Consider the following 26,268-nt stretch of genomic DNA (forward strand, 5'->3'; position numbering starts at 1 on the left):
CCCGGCGGCGCTATGACGCTGGTTCACCCGATCTGCCTACTCGCGAGTTTTGTCTTGCGCTTCGCGGCTTTTCGGCGTAGTCACCGGTCGTGGCGTGGCCGGTTCGGGAGTAGCGTCCGGTTCACGAGCCGTCTCTGGGAGGTATGGATGTCGGAACCGCGGAAGATCGTCATCGTCGGTGCGGGCCTGGGTGGGGCGTCCGCGGCGGCCGCGGTGCGCGAACGCGGTTACAGCGGCGAAATCCTGTTGCTGGGCTCGGACCCGCACCGCCCGTACGAACTTCCGCCGCTGTCGAAGGGCGTGCTGCTGGGCAATGCCGACGAACCCGACTGGGTGCACGAAGAGAAGTTCTACGCCGAGAAGGACATCCGCTTCGGCGCCGGCGTCACGGCGACCCGGATCGAGCTCGGCGCGCGGCTGGTGCTCGACGACGCGGGTGGCGAACACCGCTACGACCGGCTGGTGCTGGCGACCGGCTCCCGGCCGCGCCGGCTGCCGGTGCCCGGCGGCGACCTGCCCGGTTTGTTCACGCTGCGCACCCTCGACGACGCGCTCAAGCTGCGTTCGGCGTTCATCGCGGCCGAACGCGTGGTGATCGTCGGCGCCGGCTGGATCGGCTCCGAAGCGGCCGCGGCGGCGCGGACGCACCACGCGGAGGTGACGGTCGTCGACCCGGTGCCGGTGCCCCTGGCGAACGTGGTCGGCGAGACGGTCGGCGGGGTGTTCCGGGACTTGCACGTCTCGAACGGCGTGTACTACCGCCTGGGCGAGCAGGTCGCGGAGATCATGGGCGGCCCGGACGGCGTCCGCGGCGTGCGCTTGAGCGGCGGCGAAGAGCTGACGGCGGACGTGGTCCTGATCGCGGTCGGCGCGGCCCCGAGGGTGGAGCTGGCCCACGCGGCGGGCCTGGAGCTGGCGGACGACGGCGGGGTGGCCGTGGACGCGGGCCTGCGCACGTCGGCGCCGGACGTCTACGCGGTGGGCGACATCGCGGCCCACTTCCACCCGCGCTTCGGGCGCCGCATCCGCGTGGAGCACTGGGCGAACGCGAAGGACCAGGGCGCGCACGTGGCGCAGAACCTGCTCGGCGGCAACGAGCCGTTCCTGGCCTCGCCGTACTTCTTCACCGACCAGTACGACCTGGGCTGCGAGTACCGCGGCCTGGCGGACCCGGCGTCGGACGAACTGGTGATCCGCGGCGACCTGGCTGCCCGCGAGTTCACGGCGTTCTGGCTGCGCGAGGGCGAAGTGGCGGCGGCGATGAACGTGAACATGTGGGACGACGGCGACGCGCTGGGCGCCTTGGTCGACGGCCAGGCGAAGGTGACGGCGGAGCAGCTGAAGACGGCGGACCTGGCGTCGCTCACCTGAGGCGTTCCCGCAGGAGGGCGTCGAGTCGTCGCCAGGCCGGGGACGACGCGTTCACCGCACCCTGCACCAGCGCCGGGATCGCCGTACCCCGCTCGTACGCGGGCAGTTCCGCGCCGTAGCGGGCCCGGGTCGCGGCCACGAGCCGGTCGGCCAGCGCGTCGACGCGCGGGTCGTGCGGGTCGAGGTCGTGCACCTGGTCGTACTCGAGGACCAGGGAGAGCAGTTCCGGGTTGTCGAGCATCGCCGACTGGTCCCGGAAGTTCGTGCGAGCCGTTTCCGGCTGGGTGGCGAACACCAGCAGCCAGAGGTCGCTCTGCAGCGTCACCCAGTGCTCGCTGAACCCGAGGCCCGGCAGCCGGGCGAGGTACGCCACCACCTCGTCCGGCAGGGGTGACAACCGGCCGGAAGCCAGGCGCCGCAGCCGTTCCCGGGTGGCCTGCAAGCCGTCGATCCGGGCGGCCAGGTCGTCGTCGATCTGCCGGAGCGCCGCGGCGAGGCCGTCGCCGGAGCGGAGTTCGCGGATGCGGGCCAGCGGGACGCCGGCCTCGGCGAGCGTGCGGATCTTGATCAGCTCGACCGCGTCGGACGCGCGGTACCGGCGGTAACCGGAACTGTCGCGCTCCGGCTCGGGGAGCAGGCCCTTCGCGTGGTAGACGCGGATCGTCTTGGCCGTCACGCGGGCGCACCCGGCGAGCTGTCCGATGGTGAGCACCCGGCCATCCTCGCACTTGACCTTGCCCCAGGGGCAAGGTTGCATGCTGGGTCCATGACCGACCACGAGACGCTGCGCGCGCTGGCCGACGAGGGCAACGAAACCGCGCTCGACCGGCTGGCCGACCTCGCCGACGCCCGCGGGGACGTCGAGGAGCTGAGCGAGCTGCTGGACGAAGGCTGCGAGCGAGCCGGGGCCCTGCTCACCCGGCGCGCGGTCGCCGCGGGCGACCTGCTGGAGCTGCAGCGGATCGCCGACGCCGGCCACGAACCGGCGGGCGACGAGCTGGAGCGCCTGCTCAGGAAGTGACTTCGCGGGTCAGCGCCAGGTACGCCACGAGCGCCAGGGCGGCGAACCCGGCCATGGTCGCGGCCATCGGCACCGCGGTCCCCGGTCCGCCCAGGCCGACCAGCGGCGTCGCCACCGCGCCCACCACGAACTGCAGCACGCCCAGCAGCGCCGAAGCCGCTCCGGCCGAGCGTGCGTGCGAAGCCAGCGCGAGTGAACTCGCGTTCGGCATCACCAGGCCGATGCTCGACACCAGCAGGAACAGCGACACCAGGAGCAGCGCCAGTGGCGCCCGGAAGAGCACCGAGGCCAGCACCAAAGCGCCGCCGGCCACGCCGAGCAGCAGGCCGGACCGCAGCAGCGCCCGCTCCCGGATCCGGCCGACCAGACGGCCGTTGAGCTGGCCGGCCAGCACGATCCCGACGCCGTTCGCCCCGAACACCACGCTGTACGCCTGCGGGCTGAGCCCGTACACGCCCTGCAGCGCGAACGACGAGCCCGAGATGTAGGCGAACATCGAAGCGAACAGCAGTCCCGACGCCAGCGCGTAGCCCGCGAACGAACGGTCCAGCGCCAGGCGGGCGTAGGTGCGCATCACCCGGCCGAGCCGCAGGGAGGACCGCGCAGGGGACGGCTCCGGCAGGAAGAACACCACCACGGCCAGCAGCAGCGCGCCGAACGCCGTCAGCACGACGAACACCCCGCGCCACGACGTCCAGTTCAGCAGCTGCCCGCCGATGAGCGGCGCCAGGATCGGGGCCAGCCCGCTGACCAGCATCAACGTCGAGAAGAACTTCGTCATCGCGGTGCCGGAGAACAGGTCCCGCACGGTGGCGCGGGCGATCACGATGCCCGCCGCGGCGCCGAGGGACTGCACGAACCGCGCCGCGACCAGCAGGAGTGCGTCCGGGCTCACCGCGCACAGCACCGAGCCCACGATGTACAGCGCCAGCCCGGCGAGCAGCGGGCGACGGCGGCCCAGCGCGTCCGACAGCGGGCCGAGCACCAGCTGGCCCAGGGCCAGCCCGACGATGAACGCGCTGAGCGTCAGCTGGACCGTGCTGTCCGCCGCGTGCAGGTCGGTCGCCATCCGCGGCAGCGCGGGCAGGTACATGTCGATCGACAGGGGCCCGAACGCGGTGAGGCCGCCCAGGACGAGGACGAACTTCAGCTGCGCCCGCCGGCTCGGCGCGGTACGTTCCGCCGTGATGGTCATGCGCGTCCTTTCGCCCCCTCACCCGGGACCAGCGGGCGCAGTCCCGGTGCTATTCCGGCTGTGATCGGTGACACGCCGTGGTCACCCGACTCGGCAACCGCTACTGATCCGATCAATTTTGCAGCCGATTCGGCGATGGCTCTGGATCGGCGGTCACGACTGCGCTATACATCGGATGTCTGGTCGGTGTGGGTGAAGGGAAACATCCGTGCAGCTTGTGCGTCTCGGGGAGCCGGGGAGTGAGCGTCCGTTCGTGCGCGCCGGCGACGGCACGACCTACGAACTGGGCGGCCTCACCGCCGACATCGACGGCGGCTTCCTCGCCGCGGACGGGATCGCGCGAGCCGCCGCCGCGCTCGCCGCCGGCGAGCTGCCGGCGGCTTCGGAGACCGGCCTGCGCGTCGGCCCGCCGATCGCCCAGCCCGGCAAGGTCGTCTGCATCGGCATGAACTACCGCCGCCACGCCGAGGAAACCGGCGCGACGCCGCCGTCCGAGCCGGTCGTCTTCATGAAGGCGCCGGACGTCGTGGTCGGGCCCGGCGACGACGTCCTCATCCCGCGCGGGTCGGTCAGCACCGACTGGGAGGTCGAGCTCGGCGTCGTCATCGGCAAGACCGCCCGCTACCTCGAGAGTGTCGACGAAGCCCTGGAGTACGTCGCCGGTTACGTCGTCTCGAACGACGTCTCCGAGCGCGCGCTGCAGTTCCGCACCGGCCAGTGGGACAAGGGCAAGTCGTGCGAGAACTTCAACCCGCTCGGCCCGGCGCTGGTCCCCGCGAGCGAGGTGCCCGACCCGCAGGACCTCGGCCTTCGACTGTGGGTCAACGGCGAGAAGAAGCAGGACTCGTCCACCAAGGACATGATCTTCGGCGTCGCCGAGATCGTGCACCACCTCAGCCAGGTGATGGTGCTGCGGCCCGGTGACCTGATCAACACCGGTACCCCCGAAGGTGTCGCGCTCGGGCAGCCCGACCCGAAGCCGTACCTGCGCGACGGCGACGTCATCGAGCTCGAGATCGACGGGCTCGGCCGGCAGCGCCAGACCGCGAGGCAGGCCTGACCATGGCGAAGATCATCGGCATGGAGGTCCTCGACGTCCGGTTCCCGACGTCGAAGGAGCTCGACGGCTCGGACGCGATGAACCCCGACCCGGACTACTCCGCCGCCTACGTCGTGCTGCACGCCGACGGCGGCCCGGACGGCTACGGCCTCGCGTTCACCATCGGCCGCGGCAACGACGTGCAGGCCGCCGCGATCCGCGCGCTGGCCCCGCACGTCGTCGGCCGGGACGTCCCGGCCGACGCGGCCGCGCTCGGTGACCTGTCCCGCACCCTGGTCGGCGACTCGCAGTTCCGCTGGCTGGGCCCGGAAAAAGGCGTCGCGCACATGGCGGTCGGGGCGATCGTCAACGCCGCGTGGGACCTCGCCGCCCGCTGCGCGAACCTCCCCGTCTGGCAGTTCGCGGCGCGGATGACGCCCGAAGAACTGGTGTCACTGGTCGACTTCCGGTACCTGTCCGACGCGCTCACCGAGGCCGAAGCCCTGGAGATCCTGCGGCGGGCGGAACCCGGTCGTGCCGAACGGGAGAAGCAGCTCGAAGCGCACGGCTACTGCGCCTACAGCACGTCCCCGGGCTGGCTCGGTTACGCGGACGCCAAACTCGTGCGGCTCGCCGAACAGGCGGTCGCCGACGGCTTCGAGATGATCAAGCTCAAGGTCGGCGGCAACCTCGAGGACGACGTCCGGCGGATGAAACTGGCGCGGGAGACCGTCGGGCCGGACATCCGGATCGCCGTCGACGCCAACCAGCGCTGGGACGTCCAAGCGGCCGTCGATTGGATGACCGAGCTCGCGCCCTACGACCCGTACTGGATCGAGGAGCCGACGTCCCCGGACGACATCCTCGGCCACGCGGCGATCGCCAAGGCCCTCGCGCCGATCAAGATCGCCACCGGCGAGCACGTGCAGAACCGCGTGATGTTCAAGCAGCTGCTGCAGGCGGACGCCATTTCGGTGCTCCAGCTGGACGCCGCGCGCGTCGGCGGCTTCAACGAAAACCTGGCGATCCTGCTGCTGGCCGCGAAGTTCGGCGTCCCGGTGTGCCCGCACGCCGGCGGCGTCGGGCTCTGCGAGCTCGTCCGGCACCTGTCGATGTTCGACTTCGTGGCGGTGTCCGGCACCGACGCGGACCGTTCCATCGAGTGGGTCGACCACCTGCACGAGCACTTCACCGACCCGGCCGTCGTCGAGCGCGGCCGCTACCTCGCCCCGACCGCCCCCGGGTTCTCCGCGCGCATGCACGACGCCACGCTGCGCCGGTTCCGCTTCCCGGACGGTCCCGAGTGGACGGAGTCCGCAAGTGAGTGAATTCGAGGGCCTGGTGGCCGCCGTCACCGGAGGCGCCTCGGGCATCGGCCAGGCCGTCGCGACCTTGCTGGCCGGACGCGGCGCCCAGGTGGCGGTCCTCGACCTCAAGCCCGGAGACGACGGCTTCCGCTGCGATGTCTCCTCGGACGACGAGGTCCGCTCGGCGATCGATGCCGTCGTGGACCGCTTCGGCCGTCTCGACATCCTCGTCAACAACGCCGGCATCGGCGCGCAGGGCGACGTCACCGCCAACAGCGACGACGAGTGGCATCGCGTGCTCGACGTCAACGTCCTCGGCATGGTCCGGCTCGCCCGGGCCGCGTTGCCGCACCTCAGGAACTCGCCGTCCGCGGCGATCGTCAACACCTGCTCCATCGCGGCCTGGGCCGGCCTGCCCAACCGCGCGCTCTACTCGGCCAGCAAGGGCGCGGTGCTCTCGCTGACCCTGGCCATGGCGACCGACCACCTGCCCGACCGGATCCGCGTCAACTGCGTGTGCCCGGGCACGGCGGACACCCCGTGGGTGGGCCGGCTGCTCGACGCCGCCGACGACCCGGCGGCCGAACGCGCGGCCCTCGCGGCCCGCCAGCCCATGGGCCGGCTGGTCACCGCGGAGGAGGTCGCCAACGCGATCGCCTACCTGGCGAGCCCCCTGTCCGCCTCGACCACCGGCACCGCGCTCGCGGTCGACGGCGGCATGTACGGCCTGCGTCCTCGCGGCCCGGTTCAGCAGTAAACAGACTTGATTTCCGCTGTCATCAAGGAGGATGCGGTGCGCGCTGTGGTATTTCAAAACAGGGTGATCCAGGTGGCCGCCACGGCCGCCGTCTGCGGCCTGGTACTGGCCGCCTGCGGGTCCACCAAGGACAACGCGTCGGCGCCCGCGGCGGGTGGCGGCGCGGGCGGCAAGGTCGGCGCGACGCTGCCCCTGCTGACCTCGCCGTTCTGGCAGGCCTACAACAACTACGTGCCGAAGATGGCCAAGGAAGAGGGCGTCGACGTCCTCCCGACGGTCAACGCCGACAGCGACCCCGCGAAGCTGATCACCGACATCGGCACCTTCCTCAACCAGGGCGTCAAGGGCCTGGTCGTGACGCCGCTGGACTCGGCGGCCATCGTCGCCGGGCTCAAGCAGGCGGAGAACAAGGGCGTGCCGGTCGTCGCGGTCGACGTCGCCCCCGAGAGCGGCAAGGTCGCCATGGTGGTGCGCGCCGACAACAAGGCCTACGGCACCAAAGCCTGCGAAGCGATCGGCGAGAAGGTCAAGTCCGGCAAGGTCGTGCAGATCATGGGCGACCTCGCCTCGGTCAACGGCCGCGACCGCTCGGAAGCCTTCCGCGACTGCATGAAGCAGAAGTACCCGGGCATCCAGGTGCTGGAGATCCCGGCCGAGTGGAAGGCCGACAAGGCGTCCTCCGGGCTGGACAGCATGCTGACGGCGAACCCGGACATCAAGGGCGTCTACATGCAGGCCGGCGGCGTCTACCTGGCCCCGACCGAGCAGGCGCTCAAGCGGAAGAACCTGTTCTTCCCGGTCGGGGACCCGAAGCACATCGTGCTCGTCTCGAACGACGGCATCCCGCAGGAGCTGGCCGCGATCCGCGCCGGTGAGCTGGACGCCACCGTGTCGCAGCCGGCCGACGCCTACGCGAAGTACGGCCTGTACTGGCTGAAGAAGGCCATGGCGGGCGAGACGTTCAAGCCGGGCCCGACCGACCACGACAGCACCATCGTCGAGATCAGCCCCGGCATCCTCGAGGACCAGCTGCCCGCGCCCGTCATCACCAAGGACAACGTGGACGACAAGGCCCTCTGGGGGAACAACCTGTGACCGCGCTGCCCGCCGGCGAATCCGCCGTCCCGGTGGTCAGCGCTGCAGGTGTCGGAAAGCGCTACGGCCCCACCGTGGCGCTCCACGACGTCAGCCTCACCGTGCACCCCGGCGAGTCGCACGCGCTCGTCGGGCGCAACGGGGCCGGCAAGTCGACGCTCGTCTCCATCCTCACCGGCCTGTCCGCCACGGACACCGGGCACGTCGAGTTCGGCGGCCGGCCGGCCCCGCCACTGTCCAAACAGGACGACTGGAAGGCGCGCGTCGCCTGCGTGTACCAGCACGCGATGGTCGTCCCGCAGCTCACCGTCGCCGAGAACCTGTTCCTCAACCGGCAGGCGGGCGGCGGGTTCTCGATCGGCTGGAAGTCCCTGCGGCGCAAGGCACGCGAGTTGCTCGACTCGTGGGACGTGCACGTCGACGTCGACACCCCCGCCGGGGACCTGTCGGTCGAGGACCGGCAGTTCGTCGAGATCGCCCGCGCGCTGTCCTACGGTGCCCGGTTCATCGTCCTCGACGAGCCGACCGCGCAGCTGGACAGCCAGGCCATCGAGCGGCTCTTCGAGCGGATGCGCCAGATGCAGGCGGGCGGGGTGACGTTCCTGTTCATCTCGCACCACCTGCACGAGGTCTACGAGGTCTGCCAGGCGGTGACCGTGCTGCGCGACGCGAAGCACGTCCTCACCGCACCCGTGGCCGAGGTCGGCAAGGCCGAGCTGGTCGACGCGATGACGGGCGAGCCGGGCGGCCTGTCGGTGCGGGACGCCGCTTCGCGGGAGGCCCTCGACGCCGGCGCGGACGAGATCCTTTCGGTGGACGGGCTGGCCGGTGACGGCTTCCGTGACGTCTCCTTCCGGCTGCGCCGCGGTGAGGTCGTCGGGCTCGCGGGCAGCAACGCCAGCGGGAAGCACCAGGTCGCCGAGACGGTCTACGGCCTGCGGACACCGTCCGCGGGCACGATCCGCGTCGACGGCTCGCCGCTGCGGCCGGGCGACATCCCGGCGGCGCTGCGGGCGGGGATCGGGTGCGTGCCGCGCGACCGGCACCACGAAGGCCTGGTGCTGGCGCACTCGATCGCGGACAACGCCACCCTGTCCATCCTGGACAAGCTGGGCCGCGGCGGGATCGCGTCCCCGGCCACGCGGTACGCGAAGGCGTCGCAGGCCCTGAAGGACTACGACATCGTGGCCGCGGGTGCCGACCAGCCGGTCTCCGACCTGTCCGGCGGCAACCAGCAGAAAGTCGTGCTGGCGCGGGCGTTGCTGAGCGATCCACGGGTGGTCGTGCTGATCAACCCGACCGCGGGTGTGGACGTGAAGTCGAAGGAGGCGCTGCTCGCGGTCGTCGACCGGGTGCGCGCCGAGGGCAAGGCGGTGCTGATCGTCAGCGACGAGCTCGACGACCTGCGCCTGAGCGACCGGGTCCTGGTGCTGCGCGCCGGGGCCGTGGTCGCCGAACACCAGGCCGGGTGGTCCGACGGCGACCTCGTGGCCGACATCGAAGGAGTCGAGCTTTCGTGACCGACGTGATGACCTCTCCCCAGACGGAGCTGCCCGCGCCACCGCGGCGCCGCAAGGCCGTCTGGCTGCGTGAACTCGCGCTCTTGCCCGCCCTGGTCGTCGTGTTCCTCATCGGCGGCCTGGTCGACGACACCTTCGTCGGCTGGAGCAACATCGTCAGCATCCTGACCGCGTCGGCGGCGCTGTCGCTGGTCGTGCTGGGCGAGTCGCTGGTGCTGATCACCGGGAAGTTCGACCTGTCGCTGGAATCGACGATGGGCCTGGCGCCGGCGCTGGGCGCGATGGTCGTGATCCCGGCGGCGTCGGCCGGCTTCGGCGTCGAGCTGCCCGCCGCGGCCGGGCTGCTGGTGATCCCGCTGTGCGGGGCGCTGGTCGGGTTCGTCAACGGCTTCCTGATCGTGAAGCTGAAGCTGAACGCCTTCATCGTCACCCTGGCCATGCTCACCGTGCTGCGCGGGGTGCAGGTCGGGTCGACCAAGGGCAAGACGCTGTTCAACCTGCCGGACTCGTTCACCGATCTGGCGACGACGACGTTCCTCGGGCTGCCGATGTCGGTCTGGCTGGCGGCGGCGCTGTTCGCGATCGCCGGCTGGGTGCTGCGCTACCACCGCGTCGGCCGCGCGCTGTACGCGATCGGCGGCAACCGAGAGGCCGCGCGGGCGGCCGGGGTGCGCGTCGACCGGATCGCGTGGGCGGTGTTCGTCGTCGCCGGGATTCTGGCGGCGATCGGCGGGCTCGCGTACACGGGTTACGTCGGGGCGCTGGGCGCGAACCAGGGCTCGGGGATGATCCTGCAGGTCTTCGCGGCGGCGGTGATCGGCGGCGTCTCGCTCGACGGCGGCAAGGGCACCCTGGTCGGCGCCCTCACCGGCGTCCTGCTGCTGGCGTCGGTGGCCAGCCTGCTCAACTACGCGCACGTCACGGCGGAGTGGCAGGGGGCGATCTACGGCGCCATCATCCTGGTCGCGCTGATCATCGCCCGGTACGCGGGCGGAAAGCCCCAAACCTGACGCTCACCCCGTGGAGATCCGACGTTCTCAGGAGTGCGTGTGCTACGAGGCTTCCGCGGCCGGCTCGGCGTCCGATTCGGGCCCTGTCTGATCGAGCACCGTCGGGTCGTCCGCGGTGCCCAGGGCGTTGCGCAGCCACTGCTCCACGCCCGCGACGTGCACGGTCGCCCACGAGCGCGCCAGTTCCGGCTCGCGCGCGGCGATGGCCTCGTAGATCGCCGAGTGTTGTTCGCGGGTCTTCGCGACCGCGCCCTCCTGGGTGAGGCCGCGCCAGATCCGGGCCCGGGCGGTCGGCCCGGAGAGGCTGTCGAGCAGCGAGCAGAGCACCGGGTTGCCGGAGCCGTCGGCGATCTTGCGGTGGAACTGCAGGTCGTTGGCGACCAGCGCTTCCACGGTCGGCGAATCCTCCAGCTCGCTGAGCAGCGCGCCGAGCTCCGCGATGTCGGCGTCGCTCATGTGCAGCGCGGCCAGCGCGGTCGCGGCGGGCTCGAGGATCCGGCGCACGGCCAGGAAGTCGAGCACGGTGTCGTCGCGGTGGAAGTCGACGACGAACGTCATGGCGTCGAGCAGCAGGTTGGGCTCGAGGCTGGTGACGTACGTGCCGTCGCCCTGGCGGACGTCGAGCACCCTGATCAGGCACAACGCCTTGACGGCCTCCCGCAGGGAACTGCGCGACAGCCCGAGCCGCTGGGCCAGCTCGGCCTCCTTCGGCAGCCGGTCGCCCGGCGCCAGCTCGCCGGTGATGATCATGTCCTTGATCTTGTCGATCGCGACATCGGTGACGGGCATCGCGTCCGCCCTCCCTGCAACAGACCTCGGATGTTTCGGTGTTACTCCCCAGCGTGCCATGTCCCGGCGAAGGAGGGGCGATGACCCACCAGCGCACACCACAACGGGTGGCTCCGCGCGCAGCCGGTGTCCCCTCCCGGCGGACCCGGCGTAACGGACCCGCCCTGTTCCACGTCCTCGAAGACGACTGCTCCGGCGACGACACCGGCCTCGGACCGGTCTGGGAACCGCCGGTGAAGGAGTGACCGCGTTGGAACTCTCCCTGTCCCCGCTGGGGCTCGGCTGCGCGCAGCTGGGCAACCTGTACCACGCGATCAGCGACGAAACGGCGGCCGCGACCGTCCGGCGCGCGTGGGACGAGGGCATCCGCTACTTCGACACCGCGCCGCACTACGGCCTCGGCCTGTCGGAGGCCCGGCTGGGCGCCGCGCTGAGGTCGTACCCGCGGGACGAGTACGTGCTCTCGACGAAGGTCGGCCGCCTGCTGGAGCCGAACCCGGACGGCGCCGGCGCCCGGGACGACCAGGGCTTCGCCGTGCCGGCCGCGTACAAGCGCCGGTGGGACTTCAGCCGCGACGGCGTCCTGCGCTCGCTCGAGGAGAGCCTGACCCGGCTGGGCCTCGACCGCGTCGACATCGTCTACGTCCATGATCCCGACGACCACTTCGAGGACGCCCTGCGCGGTGCCTTCCCCGCGCTGCGGGAGCTGCGGGAGCAGGGCGTGATCGGCGCGTTCGGGGCCGGGATGAACCAGGCGCCGATGCTGGCCGAGTTCGTCCGCCGCACCGACCTGGACGTCCTGCTGGTGGCCGGCCGCTACACGCTGCTCGACCAGCCCGCGCTGGACGAGCTGTTCCCGTTGTGCGCCGCGCGGGACGTCCGCGTGGTGGTCGGGGGCGCGTTCAACGGCGGGATCCTGGCGACCGCCGAACCGGGCCGGGTCTACGACTACGCCGAAGCGCCGGCGGAGCTGGTCGAGCGGGCCCGGCGGATCGCCCGGGTCTGCGCGCGGCACGGCGTCGAGCTGCCGGAAGCGGCGCTGGCGCTGCCGATGGCGCATCCCGTGGTGGCGTCGGTGGTCGTCGGCGCGCATGATCCGGAGCAGGTCGGCGTGAACGCGCGGCGGGCCAGGGCGGCCGTGCCGACGGCCCTGTGGACCGAGCTGGCCGACGCGGGACTGCTGCGCGCCGACGTCGTCATCGCCGAAGGAGTCTCATGATCGACGCGCACCACCACCTGTGGGACCCCTCGCGGCGCGAGTACCCGTGGATGGCGGGGACGGCCATGGACCCGATCCGCCGCCCGTACACGGCCGGCGACCTGCGCGCGGTGACGAAGGCGGCGGGCGTGCACGCGACCGTCCTGGTCCAGACGGTGTCGTCGGAAGAGGAGACGGCGGAGTTCCTCGCGACCGCGGCGGCGGAGCCCGTGATCGCGGGCGTGGTCGGCTGGGTGGACCTCGCCGCTCCGGACGTCGCCGACCGGCTGGCCGCCCTCGACGGCCCGCTGGTCGGGATCCGGCACCAGGTGGAGGGTGAGCCGGACGACGACTGGCTGCTGCGGCCGGAAGTGGTCGCCGGGCTGAGCACCGTGGCGGCGGCGGGCTTGGCGTTCGACCTGCTGGTCCGCCCCTCGCAGCTGCCGGCCGCGGCCGAGGTGGCGTTGCGGCTGCCCCAGCTGCGCCTGGTCCTCGACCACGCGGCGAAGCCCCCGATCGCGGCGGGGGAGTGGGAACCGTGGGCGTCCGGCGTGGCCGCGCTGGCGGCGCACGAGAACGTCGTCTGCAAGCTGTCCGGGCTGGTCACCGAGGCCGATTGGACGGGTTGGGAGGTCGGGCACCTGCGCCGGTACGTCGACCTCGTGCTGGAGGCGTTCGGCCCGGCGCGCCTGCTGTTCGGCTCGGACTGGCCGGTCTGCGAACTGGCGGCGTCCTACGAACTCGTCCTCGACGCGGCGATCGCCCTGACGGGCTCGCTGTCGGACGCCGAGCGCCTGGCCGTCTTCGAGCACAACGCCCGCACGGTCTATCGGCTGGATGCGGGCGGGGCCACCTCCTCCAGGGGGTAAAGAGAGGTTTCCCCGCCCGCCGCTGAAATGGCTTGTCAGAACTCGTCGTCGCGGATCATGCCGCGCAGCCGGGTCAGGGCCCGGTGCTGCGTCACGCGGACGTTGCCCGCGGAGATCCCCAGGGCTTCGGCGGTTTCGGTCGCGGAGAAGCCGACGGCGATGCGCAGGGTCAGGATCTCCTGCTGCACCCGGGGCAGGGAGGCGAGCAGCCGGCCGAGGCGGGCGCCGAGGTCGAGGTGCAGCGCGTGGCTCTCGGGCTCGTTGCCGGAGACCAGGGGGCGCTCCGGGAGCTCGGGGACGGGCTCGGAGCGGTCGCGGGCGACGGCGCGGTAGGCGTCGGCGACCTTGTTGGCCGCGATCGCGTGGACCAGGTACAGGAAGGAGCCGCCGCGGTCCTGGTAGTCGGGCAGGGCCTTGAGCACGGCGAGGCAGACTTCCTGGGCGACGTCGTCGGCCGACAGGTAGGAGAGGTCCCGGCCGCCCATGCGGGCGCGGCAGTAGCGGACCACCACCGGCTCGATCATCTGCAGCAGCGAGTGGATCGCGGCCGGGTTGCCCCCGCCCGCGTCCTTCACGAGCGGGTCGAGGTCCTCCTTGGTGAGCCGTCCGCCCGGGCGGGGCAACGACTCTGGAGTGCGATAATCGCGAACGCTGGAAGCGGATTCTTCGGTGGTCCTCGGCGGTGCTGTCATGGTCGTCTCCCCGGCCGACCCTCGACCGTCGCTGCCGGGGGTTCAACACTCCGTAACTGATCCATCGCAGATGCTCGGGTAGATCATGGCGCATCTGCGGTCCGTGCGACGCAGGGTAATCGTAAGCACCTCCGGGTGGGTCAGTCCAGATTTCAACGACCAATACCCCGTTAGCAGTAGGGACCGTGATGTTCCCGCGACCCGCACCCGCACATTGCGATTAATCGGTTTCAGGATGTGCCGAGTTCACTCGTCAGTGGAAGACGACCACGGAAGCGGCCGTCACGGTCACGGCGAGCGACGCGATGGCGGGCAGGACAGGGCTCGGCGGCCCCGGTTCGGCGGCCCGCAAGGCCCGTTCGCGGTGCATCCCGATGCCCGCCAGCAGGGCAGACGTCCCGGCGGCGAGCAGGACGGGGACCAGCGTGCCACCCCAATGGCGCTGGGCGGCGGAGTGCAGGAGCAGTACCGTGCAGGCGGCGGATGAGAGCGCGGTCCGCCGCCAGGCGAGGCCGGTGCGCTCGGCCTGAGCGCCGGCGGGGGTGGTCACGGCCGGATCTCGAGTCGTTTGACGGTACTTTTGACGTCACGATAATCGCAAACCAGCGGTATTCGCGTCCGACGGCGCTCGTCATCCACGCCGGGTCGTCCGGCTCGGCGGGAAGGCCGGGCACGCGGACCGGTTTTCGCGGCCGTCACCGTCCGCAGCCTTCCGTGTCACTCACGAGACCACCAGCAGCACGGCCGCGGCGACGATGAGCGCCAGCAGGCCGCCCGTCAGCGCCAGGATCATCCGGCTCGGCGGCAGGGGGTCGCCGGCCCGCATCGCGATCTGCACCCGCCGCCACCGCGGGTACGCGGTCGCGGCGAGGACGGCGGCCAGCGCGACGCACAGCCCGGCGAGCACCGTGCTCGCCGCGGCCGGCGACGGCACCAGCTGGTGCACGGCCACGCCGCCCGCGAGCAGGCCGAGGGCCGTGCGGAGCCAGGCGAGGAAGGTGCGTTCGTTGGCCAGCGTGAAGCGGTAGTCCGGTTCGGTGCCGCCCGAGTGGGGCTTGATGTCGTCCGACGCCACGCCCGCAGACGCTAGCCGGTGTGGGCGGCCGCGGCCGGTCCGGTGCGGTGCGCGAAGACCCACCAGCGCAGCACCGCGAACCGCACGAACCCGCCGACCAGGCTGGCCAGCAGCAGCGTGCCGGTTTCCTCCCACGACGTCGGCCGGTCGACGAAGGCGTCGAGGACGGCCAGCACGGCCGAGCCGTACAGGGCGTAGAAGGCGAAGGTGAGCAGATCCTGCAAGTGCCGTTTCCCGGCGTTGCTGGGACGCCCGGCGAAGGTGACGCGGCGGTGGAACTCGGTGTTCCCGACCGTGGTGAGCGCGATCGCGACCAGGTTCGCCACCTGGGAGCCGAGCTCGTCGCGCAGCAGGAGGAACAGGACGGCCTGCAGGCCGGTGGTCACCACGCCGGCCACGACGTACCACGCCGCGTGCGTGCCGAGCTCGTGGTGGCGGTCCGGGTCGGTGGCGAGCAGCCGGTGCTCCGGAGCGCACCTGGTGGTGGCCATGATCCCAACCTACCTCGCCTTCACAAACTTGTGAATGTGTTAAACCAGTTGAAGAAATGTGATCCCCGTGACACCGCCGGGTTTCGCCGCCCCGCCGGCCGGGGTAGGTCACCGGCGACGACAAAATTTTCGATGCGCCAGGAGGGCCAGTGAGTGACCGTGACTCGGCCGAATCGCAGAGCTTGAGCCCCAGCGAGGCGCTGGACGAGGACGAACTGCGCGTGGACTCGCTCGAAGAGGGCATCGAGCCACCCGAGCACTGGAGCGCCGCCAACCGCTACGGCACCACGCCCCGGGAGGTCCGCGAAGGCGAGCCGATGGACCAGCGCCTGGCCGAAGAGGTGCCGGACGCCGAGCCGGAGCCGGTCCCGGAGCGCCCGCTCGCGGCGACACCGGCGGCGGAACTCGACGAGACGATCGAGGACGCACCCCCGGATTTCGAGCCGGTGGTCCCGGAGGAGACCGTGGCGCGCCGCCATTCCAGCCCGGGGGTGGACGCCCGGCCGGATTACGCCGGCGAGTCGGTGGCGGACGCCATTCGCGCCGCCCGCCAGAGCTGATCCGCTCAGGCTGCACGTCCGTTCGGACGCCCCTAGCGTGGGGGCCTCAGTGCATCGGACCGCGACGAAGGGAAGGCCGAAGATGCTGACCGTGACCGAAGCCGCCGCCGAGGCGATCACCGCCCTGACGAGCCAGGGGGAGGGCGACGCCGGGCTCCGCCTGGCGGTCCAGAACACCGACGGCGAAAGCGCCCAGCTGGCGCTGTCGGTGGCCCCCGAGCCGGCAGCGGGCGACAGCGTGCTGGGCACCGAGGAGGGGCCGAAGGTCTTCCTCGAGCCCCAGGCGGCCGCGCTGCTGGACGACAAGGTGCTCGACGTCCAAGAGGACCAAGCGGGCGGCGTGGCGTTCGCCGTGCTGCCCCAGCACACGAGCTGACCGCGGCGGACGGGCCTTTCGCTCCTCGGGTGCGGAAGGTCCGTTCGCTCGCGCCGCGTGCCACGGCGGCATCCGGTCGCGGCGGCCCGGAGCGTCCGCCGCTACCCCGCCCGCCAAGCGCGGACCAGTTCCGCCGCCCGGACCCGCAGCAACTCCGCCGCGTGAGTGCGGGCGTGGTCCAGCGAAGGCGCGTGATCGATCAACGCACTGCTCCCCACCACGCCCAACCGCGCCAGCCCCGCCGCGTCGAGCTGGATCCGGCCCGCCAGCGCCATCAGCGGCACCCCGCGCGGCCGCGCCCGGTCGGCGATGCCCGCCGGGGCCTTGCCGTTCAAGCTCTGCTCGTCCAGCGATCCCTCGCCGGTGATCACGAGATCCGCGCCGTCCAGCGCCTGATCGACCCCGGTCAGCCCGGCGATGAGGTCGAACCCGGACTCGACGCTCGCCCCGAGAGCGATCGCCGCCGCCGCCACGCCGCCGCCGGCGCCCGCCCCCGGCACCTGCGAGACGTCCGGCGCGCCGCCCACCTGCAGCGCGTGGGCCCACCGCGTCAGTCCCTCGTCGAGCAGTGCCACCTCCGAAGGCCCGGCCCCCTTCTGCGGCCCGAACACCGCCGCCGCGCCATCCGGGCCCAGCAGCGGGTTCGTCACGTCGGTCGCGACCGCCACGCGCACGCCCTCCAGCCGTTCCCGCGCCGGCGTCAGCTCGGTCGACGCCACTCGTGTCAGCGTCCCGCCGCCCAGGCCGACCGGCGCACCGAACGCGTCGAGCACGCCGGCGCCCAGTGCGCCCAGCATCCCGGCACCGCCGTCGGTGCTGGCCGTGCCGCCGACCGTGAGCACGAGCTGCCTGGCGCCGTGGATCAGCGCGTCCGCCAGCAGCTCGCCGACGCCCCAGGTGTGCGCGGCCAGCGCGGTCGCCGGCGAGGGCTCGACGAATTCGATGCCGCACGCGCGCGCGGATTCGATGTACGCCGTGCCGTCCAGCACCGCGTACCGCGCCTGAACCGGCTCCTCGAGCGGCCCGCGAACCGCCAGCCGCACGATCCGCGCGCCCGCGGCTTCCAGGACGTCCAGGGTGCCCTCCCCGCCGTCGGCGACCGGGCAGGTGACGATTTCCGCGTCCGGCAAGGCATCGCGCACGCCGAGCGCGATCGCCTCCGCGGCCTCGACCGCGGTGAGACTGCCCTTGAACTTGTCGGGCGCGATGACGACACGGGTCACGGCTTCACCTCCGTCAGCGGGGGACGCCCGGCGAGCACCGCCGTGACGTTGCGCGCGGCCAGCACGGCCATCGCGGTGCGGGTCTCGACCGTCGCCGAACCCAGGTGCGGGCTGAGCACGACGTCGTCCCGGCCGAGCAGCCGCGGTTCGACCTCGGGTTCCTTCTCGAACACGTCGAGCGCGGCCCCGGCGATCTCCCCGGCTTCCAGCGCGTCGGCCAGCGCGGCTTCGTCGACGACCGGGCCGCGGGTCGTGTTCACCAGGTACGCGCCGGGTTTCATGGCGCGCAACGCGGCGGCGTCGATGAGGTGCCGCGTCTCGGGCGTCAGCGGGCAGTGCAGCGACACGACGTCCGAGCGCGCCAGCAGCTCCTCGAACGACACGAATTCGGCATCGGTGTCCTTTTTGGACCGTCCGGAGTAGACGACGGACATCCCGAACGCCGACGCCCGGTTCGCCATCGCCCGCCCGATCTGCCCGAACCCGACGACGCCGAGCGTCTTGCCCTGCAACCCGGAGCCGAGCAGGAAGCCGAGGTGGAACGACCACGGCGTGCGTGAGCGCAGCAGCCGTTCGCCTTCGCCGAGGCGTCGCGTGACGGCGAGCAGCAGCCCGAAGGCGAGGTCGGCGGTGGCGTCGGTGAGCACACCCGGCGTGTTGGTGACGACGACGCCGCGTTCGGCCAGCGCCGCGACGTCGACGTTGTCGTACCCGACGGCGACGTTCGCGACCACCTTCAGCCCGGGACCGGCGGCGTCGGCCAGCGCGCCGTCGAGCCGGTCGTGCAGCATCCCGACCACGGCCGACGCGCCGCCGACGAACTCGTGCAGTTCGGCAGGCGTCAACGGCCGGTCGGCGGGGGAGACCGCCACCTCGCCCGCCTCGGCGAGGAGCTTCACCGCGTCGTCGGGAATCCATCGGGTCACCGCGATCTTGGCCACCCCGACAGCCTAGGTCACCGCACCGACGGTTTTCGGGGGTTCGGGTGGCGGAGCCCCCGACTTGGGGCGGAGCCCCGGATGTCACCGACAGATCAGCCCACCCGCGTCAGCCGCACCACCGCGCTCGCGTACCCGCTGCCGGGCAGATCGACGTCCAGGCCGTGGCTCAGCAACACCGCCCCGTGGTGCACGACGCCGTCCTGGTCGCGGTAGCGCCCGGCCGGATCCAGCCCCGCCGGCCGCGGCGGGGTGAACGGCCGAGCGAACTCCGTGGGCCGCCGCCAGAAGAAGAGGACCACCTCGTCGCCGAGCACGTACTGCACCGCCGTCAGTGCCGAGACCGCCGGATCCGCCAGCCGGTACAGCGTGCCGTGCTGCACGACGGGCCGGATCTCCTTGTACAGCGCCACGAGCGACGCCGCTTCGGCGAGTTCGTCCGGCGTCCAGCGCGGCAGGTCACCGCCCAGGCCGAGCACGCCCGCCATCGCCACGTGGAACCGGAAGCTCAGCGGCGCTTCCCGTTTCGTCGCCGGGTTCGGGCTGTCGGTCACCCAGGCCGACATCGTGCCGGCCGGGTAGAGCTGGCCGTAGCCGTGCTGGATGGTGATCCGGTCGGCGGCGTCGGTGTTGTCCGACGCCCAGATCTCGTCGGTGCGCGCGAGGATTCCCAGGTCGGTGCGCCCACCGCCGCCCGCGCACCCCTGGATCCGCAGGTCCGGGTGGTCGGCGCGCAGCCGGTCGAGGATCGTGTACACCGCCCGCACGTGGCCGACCCACAGCCGCTGCGCGTCCGGACCGGCTTCGGGCCAGCCCGCCTCGGTGAACGCGCGGTTCATGTCCCACTTGAGGTAGTCGATGCCGTGCTCGCCGACCAGACCGTCGAGCCACTTGTGGGCCCAGTCCGCGACCTCCGGCTGCGCGAAGTTCAGCACGAGCTGGTTGCGCAACGTCGTCCGGGAGCGGTTGGCCATGTGCAGCACCCAGTCCGGGTGCGCGCGGTAGAGGTCGCTGTCCGGGTTGACCATCTCCGGCTCGACCCACAGCCCGAACCGCATCCCGTGCGCGTGGACCGCCTCGACCAGCGGCCCCAGCCCGGCCGGGAAGCGCCGTTCGTTGGCGATCCAGTCGCCGAGCCCGGCCGAGTCGCCGGTGCGGGCGCCGAACCAGCCGTCGTCCATGACGAACAGTTCCGCCCCCAGGCGCGCGGCCGCCGCGGCCAGCTCGGTTTCGGTCTGTTCGTCGACGTCCCAGCCGGTCGCCTCCCAGGAGTTGTAGACGACCGGCCGCAGCTCGCCCGGGTGCGGCTGGACGAACTCGCGGACGTAGGAGTGCCAGCGCCGGCTGGTGCCGCCGAAGCCGTCGGCCGCGTAGAGCCCGGCGAACACCGGCGTCTCCCAGGTCTCGCCGGGCTGCAGCCGCCAGGCGACGTGCTCGTGCCCGAAGCCGCCGGTCCACGTGACGCGGCCGGTGTGCGTGCGCTCCACGGTGATCCGCCAGCTCCCGCTCCACGCCAGCGCGCTGCTCCACACCTCGCCGGCGGTCTCGGTCGCGTCGCCCGCGTCGAGCATCACCCACGGGTTGACCTGGTGGCTGGAGGCGCCGCGACGGCTGGTGAGCGTGGTCTCGCCGACCGGCAGTGGGTCCCGCAGCACGCCGTATTCGGCGCTCCACGCGCCGGACGTCCGGCTCAGCCGCGCGCCGTCGCGCCGGGGGAGCGTCCACGACGCGGAATCCGTGCGCAGCAACGCAATGGGCGCCTCCGGACCGGTGTGCCGCAGCGACGTCCAGCGCTCGACGACGTCGCCGCGGACGCGGTAGTGCAGGGACAGCTCCAGCGGGTAGTGCCGGTCGGTGAGCCGCACGGCGAGCGTGTCGTCTTCGAGCGCGAAGCCGTCGTAGCGCCACTCGAGCGCCGAAGTGCCGTCGGCGTACCGGACGGCCAGTGCCGCGACGCCGAAGAACGCGCCGCCCTCGGCCGGGAGCTCCTGCCGCTCGTCGCCCGGCTCGTCGAAGCTGCTGTCGGCCGGGTTGCGGCGCGCGGCAACCTGCGTGGCCTGGGCCAGCGTCAGCGGCGGGCCCCAGTGGACGTGCCGCGGGCGGTCGTCGGCGTCCAGCCGGAAGGCGTACGAGCTCTCGGGGGTGTGCAGCAGCCAGAGCCGGTGCGCGGGGTCGTGTTCGACGAGCGACATGCCCGACAGCGTAGAGCTGACCAGTGCAGAAATAAATTCTTGACGAAGTTAATTAATGTTGCCTACCCTTCCGGCCATGCCTCGCAGTGCACCGGCAAGGGCGCCGATCACCAGCCCCGCGGCCGCGACCGTGTTCACCACGGTCCTGACCGAAGGGCCGGTTTCGCGCGTCGACGTCGCCCGCCGCACGGGGCTCTCCTCGGCTGCGGTCACCAAGGCCGCCCGGCCATTCATCGAAGCCGGCTACCTCGAAGAACTCGCCTCCGGCGGCCGCACCGCGCCCGGTGCCGGCCGCCCGGCGAACCCCCTCTCGATCCGCCCGGACCGCGAGTACTTCGTCGGGGTCAAGATCACCGGCGACGACCTGATCGGCGTGGTCACCGACCTGCGCGCCGACGTCCGGGCCAGCGCCCGCCACGCCCTGGCCGGCCACGACGTCGGCCACGTCGTGCAGGCGCTGGCCGACCTCGTCGGCGAGCTGCTGACCGGCGATCTCCGCGAGCGCGCCTACTGCCTGGGTGTCGCGGTGTCCGGCGACGTCGACCGAGCGTCCGGCGTCGTCCGGTACTCCCCGTTCCTCGGCTGGCGGGATGTTCCCCTGGCTTCACTCCTTGAAGCGGCCACGGGGCTCGCGGTGACTTTGGAAAACGACGTCAAGGCCCTCGCCGTCGCCGAGCAGTGGTTCGGCGAAGGGGTCGGCGCCTCGTCGTTCGCGCTGGTCACGGTGGGGACGGGGATCGGCAGCGCGCTGGTCGTGAACGGCGGTCTGGTCCGCGGCGCCCACGGCGTCGCCGGCGAGATCGGGCACGTCCCGGTCGCCGACGGCGGGCCGCCGTGCCACTGCGGTGGCCAGGGCTGCGTCGAGGCGATCGCGTCCACCGAAGCGATCCTGACGCGCGCCCGGCAGGTCACCGGCGAATCCGCGCTGTCGATGGACGATGCCGTGACACGCGCTCGTGGCGGCGACGAGCCGCTGCGGGAGGTCTTCGCCGCCGCGGGCCACGCGATCGGCCTGGGGCTGGCCGCGCTGGTCAACCTGTTCGGCCCGGAACGGGTGGTGGTCTCGGGCGAGGGCGTCGCCACCTACGACCTGTTCGAGGAGCAGATCCGCCGGACTTTCGCGGTCCAGGCGTTCGCCAGCGCCGCCCGGTGCGGTCTGGTCATCCGGCCCCTGCCGTTCGAGGAGTGGGCCCGGGGCGCCGCCGCCGTCGCCGTCCAGAGCCTTTTCGTGTCCGACAGCGTCTGAGGAGACGCCTCGTGAGCCGACGTCCGGGCCCAGAACGATCACGGTGGACCGCCGTGCGGCCCCACGGCTCGAGGTTGATCCGGATCGGCTGAGCGCTGCTTTCGAAGGGGACTTTTCCCGCGGCTGTCGCGAGAAAAGTCCCCTTCGTCGTGCGTGCGTCATCCATTGGGTGGAAGACGTCTGGTCGGGCCACCGTTCGCCGTGCTATGTTCGGTTGCAGAACGAGTGTGCGTGATGCGAACGAATTCGGAGCGTGGGATGGCAGAGCTGCTGTCGCTGGAGGAGGCCGTGGCCCGGCTGGTGCACGACGGCGACACCGTCGCGCTCGAAGGGTTCACGCACCTCATCCCGGTCGCGGCCGGGCAGGAGATCATCCGGCAGCGCCGCCGGGATCTCACGCTGGTGCGGATGACCCCCGACATCGTGTACGACCAGCTCATCGGCGCGGGCTGCGCGCGCAAGCTGATCTTTTCGTGGGGCGGCAACCCGGGCGTCGGCTCGCTGCACCGCTTCCGCGACGCCGTCCAGCACGAGTGGCCGGTGCCGCTGGAAATCGAGGAACACAGCCACGCCGGCATGGCGAACCGGTACGTCGCCGGCGCGTCCGGCCTGCCGTTCGCGGTGCTGCGCGGTTACACCGGCACCGACCTCCCGGCGCAGACCGCCACGATCAAGCCGATCACGTGCCCGTTCACCGGCGAGAAGCTGACGGCGGTCCCGGCGCTGAACCCGGACGTCTCGATCGTCCACGCGCAGCGCGCCGACCGCTCCGGCAACGTCCAGATGTGGGGCATCACCGGTGTCCAGAAGGAAGCGGTACTGGCGGCGAAGCGGTCTCTGGTGACGGTCGAGGAGATCGTCGACGAGCTGGCGCCCCGCCCGGGCGCGGTCGTGCTCCCGGCGTGGGTGGTCACGGCGGTGGCCGAGGTCCCGGGCGGCGCGAAGCCCTCGTACGCGGCGGGCTACTACGAGCGGGACAACTCGGCGTACCAGGCGTGGGACAAGATCGGGCGCGACCGCGAAGAGTTCACGAAGTGGCTGAACGAGCTGACCGGGGTGACGGCATGAGTGCCCAGTACTCCTCCGACGAGATGATGAGCGTCGCGGCGGCCCGCGCCCTCGGCGACGGCATGTCCTGCTTCGTCGGCATCGGCCTGCCGAGCAAGGCGGCGAACCTCGCCCGCCGCGCGCACGCGCCTAACCTGACGCTGATCTACGAATCCGGCTGCCTGGGCGCGAAGCCGTCCCGCCTGCCGCTGTCCATCGGCGACGGCGAGCTGGCCGACACGGCGGACGCGGTGATCAGCGTGCCGGAGGTGTTCAACTACTGGCTCCAGCCCGGCCGCATCGACGTGGGTTTCCTGGGCGCGGCCCAGCTGGACAAGTTCGGCAACATCAACACGACGGTGATCGGCTCGGACTACCACGACCCCAAGGTCAGGTTGCCGGGCGCGGGCGGCGCCCCGGAGATCGCGGCCTCGTGTGGCGAGGTGTTCATCGTCCTGCGCCAGAACCCCCGGGCTTTCGTGGAGAAGGTCGACTTCGTGACGTCGTTCGGCCACGGAACCGGCAAGGGCGACCGCGAGAAGCTCGGCCTCCCCGGCCAAGGCCCGACACTGGTGGTGACGGACCTGGGCCTGCTGCGTCCCGACCCCGAGACCGCGGAGCTCACCCTGACGCAGCTCCACCCCGGCGTGGACCTCGACAGCGCCATCGCGGCCACGGGGTGGAAACTGAAGGTGGCCGATGACCTCGAGACCACCCCGGCGCCCACGGAGCAGGAGCTGACCCTCCTGCGAGACCTGGAGAAGGCAAGCGCATGACCGACGTCTACATCCTCGACGCGATCCGCACCCCGTTCGGCCGCTACGGCGGCGCGCTGGCCGGCGTCCGCCCCGACGACCTCGCCGCCGGAGTCCTGCGCGCTCTGGCACAGCGCAACGACCTCGACCCGTCCACAGTGGACGAAGTCACCCTCGGCGACGCGAACGGGGCGGGCGAGGACAACCGCAACGTCGCCCGCATGGCCGCTCTCCTCGCCGGCTGGCCCACGACCGTCCCCGGCAGCACGGTCAACCGTCTCTGCGGCTCCGGCCTCGACGCGGCCATCCAGGCCAGCCGCGCGATCCAGACCGGCGACGCCTCCCTCGTCGTCGCCGGCGGCGTCGAGTCCATGACCCGCTCGCCGCTGGTCATGCCGAAGCCGGAGAAGGCGTTCCCCACGGGCAACCAGACCCTGTACAACACCGCGCTCGGCTGGCGCATGGTCAACCCGGCGATGCCCTCGCAGTGGACGATCTCCCTCGGCGAGTCCACCGAGCAGCTCGCCGAGCGCTACGGCATCGGCCGCGACGAGCAGGACGCCTTCGCCGCCCGCAGCCACGTCAACGCCGCCAAGGCGTGGGACGAGGGCTTCTACGACGACCTGGTCGTCCCGGTCGAGGGCGTCGACCTGGCCCGCGACGAAGGCATCCGCCCGGACTCCAGCGCCGAGAAGCTCGCCAAGCTGAAGCCCGTGTTCCGCAAGGAAAACGGCACGGTCACCGCGGGCAACGCCTCCCCGCTGAACGACGGCGCCTCGGCCCTCCTCCTCGGCGACGAGGCGGCCGCGAGCCGTCTGGGCAAGGCCCCGCTCGCCCGGATCGCCGGCCGCGGCGCGGCGGGCGTCGACCCGGACGTCTTCGGCATCGGCCCGGTGCGCGCGGCGGAGATCGCCCTCGAACGCGCCGGCATCGGCTGGGACGACCTGGCCGCGGTCGAGCTCAACGAGGCGTTCGCCGCGCAGTCGCTGGCCTGCCTGCGCGACTGGAAGGACCTCGACCCGGAGATCGTGAACACCCACGGCGGCGCGATCGCCATCGGGCACCCGCTCGGCGCGTCCGGCGGCCGGATCCTCGGCACCTTGGCGCACGACCTGCACCGCCGCGGCGGGGGCTGGGGCCTGGCCGCCATCTGCATCGGCGTCGGCCAGGGGCTGGCCGTCGTCCTCGAAGGTCGATAAGGGAGAGAAACGTGGCCACTCCGACCGAATTCCGGCTGCCGCGCTACGGGGAAGACCCCGAAGGCACCCACCCGCCCCTCGACTCCAGCGGCTACCGCTCCACGGCGCTGCGGCACCCGAAGCAGGACCTCGTCCTGCTCCCGCAGATGCTGACCGAGGTCACCGGCCCGCTGCTCGGGCCCGGCCGCCTCGGCGAGCACGACAACGACCTCACCCGGCAGCACGCCGGCGAACCGCAGGGCCAGCGCATCATCGTCACCGGACGGCTCCTCGACGGCGAAGGCCGCCCGGTGCGCGATTCGCTCGTCGAGATCTGGCAGGCGAACGCGGGCGGCCGCTACCGGCACACCGGCGACCGCTGGCCGTCCCCGCTCGACCCGAACTTCGACGGCGTCGGCCGCACCCTGACCGACAGCGACGGCCGCTACACCTTCACCACCATCAAACCCGGCGCCTACCCGTGGAAGAACCACGACAACGCCTGGCGCCCGGCGCACATCCACTTCTCGGTGTTCGGCTCGGCCTTCACCCAGCGGCTGGTCACCCAGATGTACTTCCCGGACGACCCGCTGTTCTCCCAGGACCCGATCTTCAACTCGATCCCGGACGAGAAGGCCCGGCAGCGGATGGTCTCGCGCTACGACCACGAGATCACGCAGGCCGAGTGGGCGCTCGGGTTCCAGTTCGACATCGTGCTGCGCGGGCGCGACGCGTCGGTGTTCGAAGAGGAAGAGGACGAAGACGAATGACCAAGCTGCTTCCGACCCCTTCGCAGACCGTCGGCCCGTACCTGTCGATCGGGCTGCCCTGGCCCGACGGCGCGCACGTCGTGCCCGACGGCACGCCGGGCGCGTTCTGGATCCGCGGGACCGTCCGCGACGGTAACGGCGACCCGGTCCCGGACGCCATGATCGAGACGTGGCAGGCCGACCCGGACGGCGGCTTCCGCCACCCGGACGACCCGCGCGGCGCGGCGAGCGGCGAGTTCCGCGGCTTCGGCCGCTGCCCGACGGAGACCGACGGCACCTACGGGATCCTCACCCTGCTCCCCGGCGTCGTCCCCGGCGAGGGCGGCACCACGCAGGCCCGGCACATCGACGTCTCGGTGTTCGCGCGCGGCCTGCTCCACCGGGTCGTCACGCGGATCTACTTCGAAGACCAGGACAACGCCGGCGACCCGGTGCTGGCGACGGTGCCGGAGGAGCGGCGCGGCACGCTGATCGCGGCGAAGACCGGCGACGGCTACCGCTTCGACGTGCGGCTGCAGGGGGACGGCGAGACCGTCTTCTTCCGGGTGTGAGGC

General features: G+C 72.0%; 29 protein-coding genes. 19 read left to right on the plus strand and 10 right to left on the minus strand.

All coding sequences use genetic code 11. From position 1 onward, the window contains the following. Positions 1 to 147: 147 nt before the first annotated feature. Positions 148 to 1,371, plus strand: a complete 1,224-nt coding sequence (locus QRY02_RS46880) for an NAD(P)/FAD-dependent oxidoreductase (RefSeq protein ID WP_285989122.1) — start codon at positions 148 to 150, stop codon at positions 1,369 to 1,371. Here QRY02_RS46880 and QRY02_RS46885 read toward each other — a convergent pair. Then, the gene (locus tag QRY02_RS46885) at positions 1,364 to 2,083 is read right to left on the minus strand and encodes a MerR family transcriptional regulator (protein WP_285989123.1); all 720 of its coding nucleotides are present in this window, start codon (positions 2,081 to 2,083) and stop codon (positions 1,364 to 1,366) included. The two genes, QRY02_RS46880 and QRY02_RS46885, sit on opposite strands and share 8 nt — an antisense overlap. A gap of 54 nt (positions 2,084 to 2,137) precedes the next feature. Here QRY02_RS46885 and QRY02_RS46890 point away from each other — a divergent pair, with 54 nt between their 5' ends. Next, positions 2,138 to 2,392, plus strand: a complete 255-nt coding sequence (locus QRY02_RS46890; RefSeq protein ID WP_285989124.1) for a hypothetical protein — start codon at positions 2,138 to 2,140, stop codon at positions 2,390 to 2,392. Here QRY02_RS46890 and QRY02_RS46895 read toward each other — a convergent pair. After that, positions 2,382 to 3,587 carry a multidrug effflux MFS transporter gene (locus QRY02_RS46895; protein WP_285989125.1) on the minus strand — a complete coding sequence of 402 codons (1,206 nt, stop codon included), beginning with the start codon at positions 3,585 to 3,587 and terminating at the stop codon, positions 2,382 to 2,384. The two genes, QRY02_RS46890 and QRY02_RS46895, sit on opposite strands and share 11 nt — an antisense overlap. A gap of 208 nt (positions 3,588 to 3,795) precedes the next feature. On the opposite strand from QRY02_RS46895, the gene QRY02_RS46900 reads away from it, so the two are divergent. The 6 genes from QRY02_RS46900 to QRY02_RS46925 all read left to right on the plus strand — a co-directional run bounded on the left by QRY02_RS46900 (position 3,796) and on the right by QRY02_RS46925 (position 10,315). Beyond that, positions 3,796 to 4,647, plus strand: a complete 852-nt coding sequence (locus QRY02_RS46900; RefSeq protein ID WP_285989126.1) for a fumarylacetoacetate hydrolase family protein — start codon at positions 3,796 to 3,798, stop codon at positions 4,645 to 4,647. Between the two features lie 2 nt (positions 4,648 to 4,649). Further along, positions 4,650 to 5,954 carry an enolase C-terminal domain-like protein gene (locus tag QRY02_RS46905; RefSeq protein ID WP_285989127.1) on the plus strand — a complete coding sequence of 435 codons (1,305 nt, stop codon included), beginning with the start codon at positions 4,650 to 4,652 and terminating at the stop codon, positions 5,952 to 5,954. Next, entirely contained in the window at positions 5,947 to 6,690 is a 744-nt protein-coding gene (locus QRY02_RS46910; RefSeq protein ID WP_285989128.1) for an SDR family NAD(P)-dependent oxidoreductase, read from the plus strand. The genes QRY02_RS46905 and QRY02_RS46910 overlap by 8 nt, the downstream gene beginning before the upstream one ends. A 63-nt stretch (positions 6,691 to 6,753) precedes the next feature. After that, a complete protein-coding gene (locus QRY02_RS46915) occupies positions 6,754 to 7,785 on the plus strand; it encodes a sugar ABC transporter substrate-binding protein (RefSeq protein WP_285989129.1) in 1,032 nt (343 codons plus the stop codon). Further along, a complete protein-coding gene (locus QRY02_RS46920; protein WP_285989130.1) occupies positions 7,782 to 9,305 on the plus strand; it encodes a sugar ABC transporter ATP-binding protein in 1,524 nt (507 codons plus the stop codon). The genes QRY02_RS46915 and QRY02_RS46920 overlap by 4 nt, the downstream gene beginning before the upstream one ends. Then, positions 9,302 to 10,315: an ABC transporter permease gene (locus tag QRY02_RS46925; protein WP_285989131.1), complete on the plus strand. Its 1,014-nt coding sequence runs from the start codon at positions 9,302 to 9,304 to the stop codon at positions 10,313 to 10,315. The genes QRY02_RS46920 and QRY02_RS46925 overlap by 4 nt, the downstream gene beginning before the upstream one ends. 42 nt (positions 10,316 to 10,357) lie before the next feature. Here the strand turns inward: QRY02_RS46925 and QRY02_RS46930 are convergent, their stop codons facing one another. After that, positions 10,358 to 11,104 (minus strand): FadR/GntR family transcriptional regulator, encoded by a 747-nt coding sequence (locus tag QRY02_RS46930; RefSeq protein ID WP_285989132.1) that lies wholly within the window; start codon positions 11,102 to 11,104, stop codon positions 10,358 to 10,360. A gap of 80 nt (positions 11,105 to 11,184) precedes the next feature. Between QRY02_RS46930 and QRY02_RS46935 the strand changes: the two genes are divergently transcribed. Genes QRY02_RS46935 through QRY02_RS46945 form a run of 3 tightly spaced genes read left to right on the plus strand, consistent with a single transcriptional unit; the run spans position 11,185 to position 13,171 of the window. After that, positions 11,185 to 11,349 carry a hypothetical protein gene (locus QRY02_RS46935; RefSeq protein ID WP_285989133.1) on the plus strand — a complete coding sequence of 55 codons (165 nt, stop codon included), beginning with the start codon at positions 11,185 to 11,187 and terminating at the stop codon, positions 11,347 to 11,349. Between the two features lie 5 nt (positions 11,350 to 11,354). Further along, on the plus strand, positions 11,355 to 12,323 hold the full coding sequence (locus tag QRY02_RS46940; RefSeq protein WP_285989134.1) for an aldo/keto reductase: 969 nt from the start codon (positions 11,355 to 11,357) through the stop codon (positions 12,321 to 12,323). Beyond that, entirely contained in the window at positions 12,320 to 13,171 is an 852-nt protein-coding gene (locus QRY02_RS46945) for an amidohydrolase family protein (RefSeq protein ID WP_285989135.1), read from the plus strand. Before QRY02_RS46940 ends, QRY02_RS46945 begins: the two co-directional genes overlap by 4 nt. A gap of 35 nt (positions 13,172 to 13,206) precedes the next feature. On the opposite strand, the gene shbA is transcribed toward QRY02_RS46945, so the two are convergent. The 4 genes from shbA to QRY02_RS46965 form a co-directional block, all read right to left on the minus strand. Further along, a complete protein-coding gene (shbA, locus tag QRY02_RS46950) occupies positions 13,207 to 13,863 on the minus strand; it encodes an RNA polymerase sigma factor ShbA (protein WP_502874176.1) in 657 nt (218 codons plus the stop codon). A 253-nt stretch (positions 13,864 to 14,116) separates the two neighbouring features. After that, positions 14,117 to 14,413 (minus strand): DUF202 domain-containing protein, encoded by a 297-nt coding sequence (locus tag QRY02_RS46955; RefSeq protein WP_285989137.1) that lies wholly within the window; start codon positions 14,411 to 14,413, stop codon positions 14,117 to 14,119. 171 nt (positions 14,414 to 14,584) lie between these two features. Beyond that, complete coding sequence (locus QRY02_RS46960) at positions 14,585 to 14,938, minus strand: YidH family protein (RefSeq protein ID WP_285989138.1); 354 nt, start codon at positions 14,936 to 14,938, stop codon at positions 14,585 to 14,587. An 11-nt stretch (positions 14,939 to 14,949) separates the two neighbouring features. Continuing rightward, on the minus strand, positions 14,950 to 15,429 hold the full coding sequence (locus QRY02_RS46965; protein ID WP_285989139.1) for a GtrA family protein: 480 nt from the start codon (positions 15,427 to 15,429) through the stop codon (positions 14,950 to 14,952). Between the two features lie 149 nt (positions 15,430 to 15,578). Between QRY02_RS46965 and QRY02_RS46970 the strand changes: the two genes are divergently transcribed. Both QRY02_RS46970 and QRY02_RS46975 read left to right on the plus strand, forming a co-directional pair. Continuing rightward, positions 15,579 to 15,989, plus strand: a complete 411-nt coding sequence (locus tag QRY02_RS46970; RefSeq protein ID WP_285989140.1) for a hypothetical protein — start codon at positions 15,579 to 15,581, stop codon at positions 15,987 to 15,989. A gap of 82 nt (positions 15,990 to 16,071) precedes the next feature. After that, on the plus strand, positions 16,072 to 16,365 hold the full coding sequence (locus tag QRY02_RS46975; protein WP_285989141.1) for an iron-sulfur cluster biosynthesis family protein: 294 nt from the start codon (positions 16,072 to 16,074) through the stop codon (positions 16,363 to 16,365). Between the two features lie 101 nt (positions 16,366 to 16,466). Here QRY02_RS46975 and QRY02_RS46980 read toward each other — a convergent pair whose 3' ends face one another. The 3 genes from QRY02_RS46980 to QRY02_RS46990 form a co-directional block, all read right to left on the minus strand. Then, on the minus strand, positions 16,467 to 17,588 hold the full coding sequence (locus QRY02_RS46980; RefSeq protein ID WP_285989142.1) for a glycerate kinase: 1,122 nt from the start codon (positions 17,586 to 17,588) through the stop codon (positions 16,467 to 16,469). Beyond that, on the minus strand, positions 17,585 to 18,529 hold the full coding sequence (locus QRY02_RS46985; protein ID WP_285989143.1) for a 2-hydroxyacid dehydrogenase: 945 nt from the start codon (positions 18,527 to 18,529) through the stop codon (positions 17,585 to 17,587). The genes QRY02_RS46980 and QRY02_RS46985 overlap by 4 nt, the downstream gene beginning before the upstream one ends. 92 nt (positions 18,530 to 18,621) lie before the next feature. Beyond that, positions 18,622 to 20,718, minus strand: a complete 2,097-nt coding sequence (locus QRY02_RS46990) for an alpha-galactosidase (protein WP_285989144.1) — start codon at positions 20,716 to 20,718, stop codon at positions 18,622 to 18,624. A gap of 76 nt (positions 20,719 to 20,794) precedes the next feature. On the opposite strand from QRY02_RS46990, the gene QRY02_RS46995 reads away from it, so the two are divergent. The 6 genes from QRY02_RS46995 to pcaG all read left to right on the plus strand — a co-directional run bounded on the left by QRY02_RS46995 (position 20,795) and on the right by pcaG (position 26,265). Beyond that, positions 20,795 to 21,964, plus strand: coding sequence for an ROK family protein (locus QRY02_RS46995; RefSeq protein ID WP_285989145.1), 1,170 nt, complete (start codon positions 20,795 to 20,797; stop codon positions 21,962 to 21,964). Positions 21,965 to 22,222: 258 nt separating this feature from the next. Beyond that, entirely contained in the window at positions 22,223 to 23,032 is an 810-nt protein-coding gene (locus QRY02_RS47000) for a CoA transferase subunit A (protein ID WP_285989146.1), read from the plus strand. Further along, positions 23,029 to 23,787, plus strand: a complete 759-nt coding sequence (locus QRY02_RS47005) for a CoA-transferase subunit beta (RefSeq protein WP_285989147.1) — start codon at positions 23,029 to 23,031, stop codon at positions 23,785 to 23,787. Before QRY02_RS47000 ends, QRY02_RS47005 begins: the two co-directional genes overlap by 4 nt. Beyond that, a complete protein-coding gene (locus tag QRY02_RS47010) occupies positions 23,784 to 24,965 on the plus strand; it encodes a thiolase family protein (RefSeq protein WP_285989148.1) in 1,182 nt (393 codons plus the stop codon). The genes QRY02_RS47005 and QRY02_RS47010 overlap by 4 nt, the downstream gene beginning before the upstream one ends. Before the next feature lie 11 nt (positions 24,966 to 24,976). Then, the gene (pcaH, locus tag QRY02_RS47015) at positions 24,977 to 25,714 is read left to right on the plus strand and encodes a protocatechuate 3,4-dioxygenase subunit beta (protein WP_285989149.1); all 738 of its coding nucleotides are present in this window, start codon (positions 24,977 to 24,979) and stop codon (positions 25,712 to 25,714) included. Continuing rightward, entirely contained in the window at positions 25,711 to 26,265 is a 555-nt protein-coding gene (gene pcaG / locus QRY02_RS47020) for a protocatechuate 3,4-dioxygenase subunit alpha (protein WP_285989150.1), read from the plus strand. Before pcaH ends, pcaG begins: the two co-directional genes overlap by 4 nt. Positions 26,266 to 26,268 lie beyond the last annotated feature (3 nt).

The sequence above is a fragment of the Amycolatopsis sp. DG1A-15b genome, assembly GCF_030285645.1.
Taxonomy (GTDB): Bacteria; Actinomycetota; Actinomycetes; order Mycobacteriales; family Pseudonocardiaceae; genus Amycolatopsis.

Bases quoted from the DNA above. Each gene is read 5' to 3' on its own strand.
- QRY02_RS46895 (WP_285989125.1), bottom strand. From the start codon at position 3,587: ATGACCATCACGGCGGAACGTACCGCGCCGAGCCGGCGGGCGCAGCTG.
- QRY02_RS46930 (WP_285989132.1), bottom strand. From the start codon at position 11,104: ATGCCCGTCACCGATGTCGCGATCGACAAGATCAAGGACATGATCATC.
- QRY02_RS46995 (WP_285989145.1), top strand. From the start codon at position 20,795: ATGCCTCGCAGTGCACCGGCAAGGGCGCCGATCACCAGCCCCGCGGCC.
- QRY02_RS46975 (WP_285989141.1), top strand. From the start codon at position 16,072: ATGCTGACCGTGACCGAAGCCGCCGCCGAGGCGATCACCGCCCTGACG.
- QRY02_RS46880 (WP_285989122.1), top strand. From the start codon at position 148: ATGTCGGAACCGCGGAAGATCGTCATCGTCGGTGCGGGCCTGGGTGGG.
- QRY02_RS47000 (WP_285989146.1), top strand. From the start codon at position 22,223: ATGGCAGAGCTGCTGTCGCTGGAGGAGGCCGTGGCCCGGCTGGTGCAC.
- QRY02_RS47010 (WP_285989148.1), top strand. From the start codon at position 23,784: ATGACCGACGTCTACATCCTCGACGCGATCCGCACCCCGTTCGGCCGC.
- QRY02_RS46990 (WP_285989144.1), bottom strand. From the start codon at position 20,718: ATGTCGCTCGTCGAACACGACCCCGCGCACCGGCTCTGGCTGCTGCAC.
- QRY02_RS46905 (WP_285989127.1), top strand. From the start codon at position 4,650: ATGGCGAAGATCATCGGCATGGAGGTCCTCGACGTCCGGTTCCCGACG.
- QRY02_RS46935 (WP_285989133.1), top strand. From the start codon at position 11,185: ATGACCCACCAGCGCACACCACAACGGGTGGCTCCGCGCGCAGCCGGT.
- pcaG (WP_285989150.1), top strand. From the start codon at position 25,711: ATGACCAAGCTGCTTCCGACCCCTTCGCAGACCGTCGGCCCGTACCTG.
- QRY02_RS46945 (WP_285989135.1), top strand. From the start codon at position 12,320: ATGATCGACGCGCACCACCACCTGTGGGACCCCTCGCGGCGCGAGTAC.
- QRY02_RS46965 (WP_285989139.1), bottom strand. From the start codon at position 15,429: ATGGCCACCACCAGGTGCGCTCCGGAGCACCGGCTGCTCGCCACCGAC.
- shbA (WP_502874176.1), bottom strand. From the start codon at position 13,863: ATGACAGCACCGCCGAGGACCACCGAAGAATCCGCTTCCAGCGTTCGC.
- QRY02_RS47005 (WP_285989147.1), top strand. From the start codon at position 23,029: ATGAGTGCCCAGTACTCCTCCGACGAGATGATGAGCGTCGCGGCGGCC.
- QRY02_RS46890 (WP_285989124.1), top strand. From the start codon at position 2,138: ATGACCGACCACGAGACGCTGCGCGCGCTGGCCGACGAGGGCAACGAA.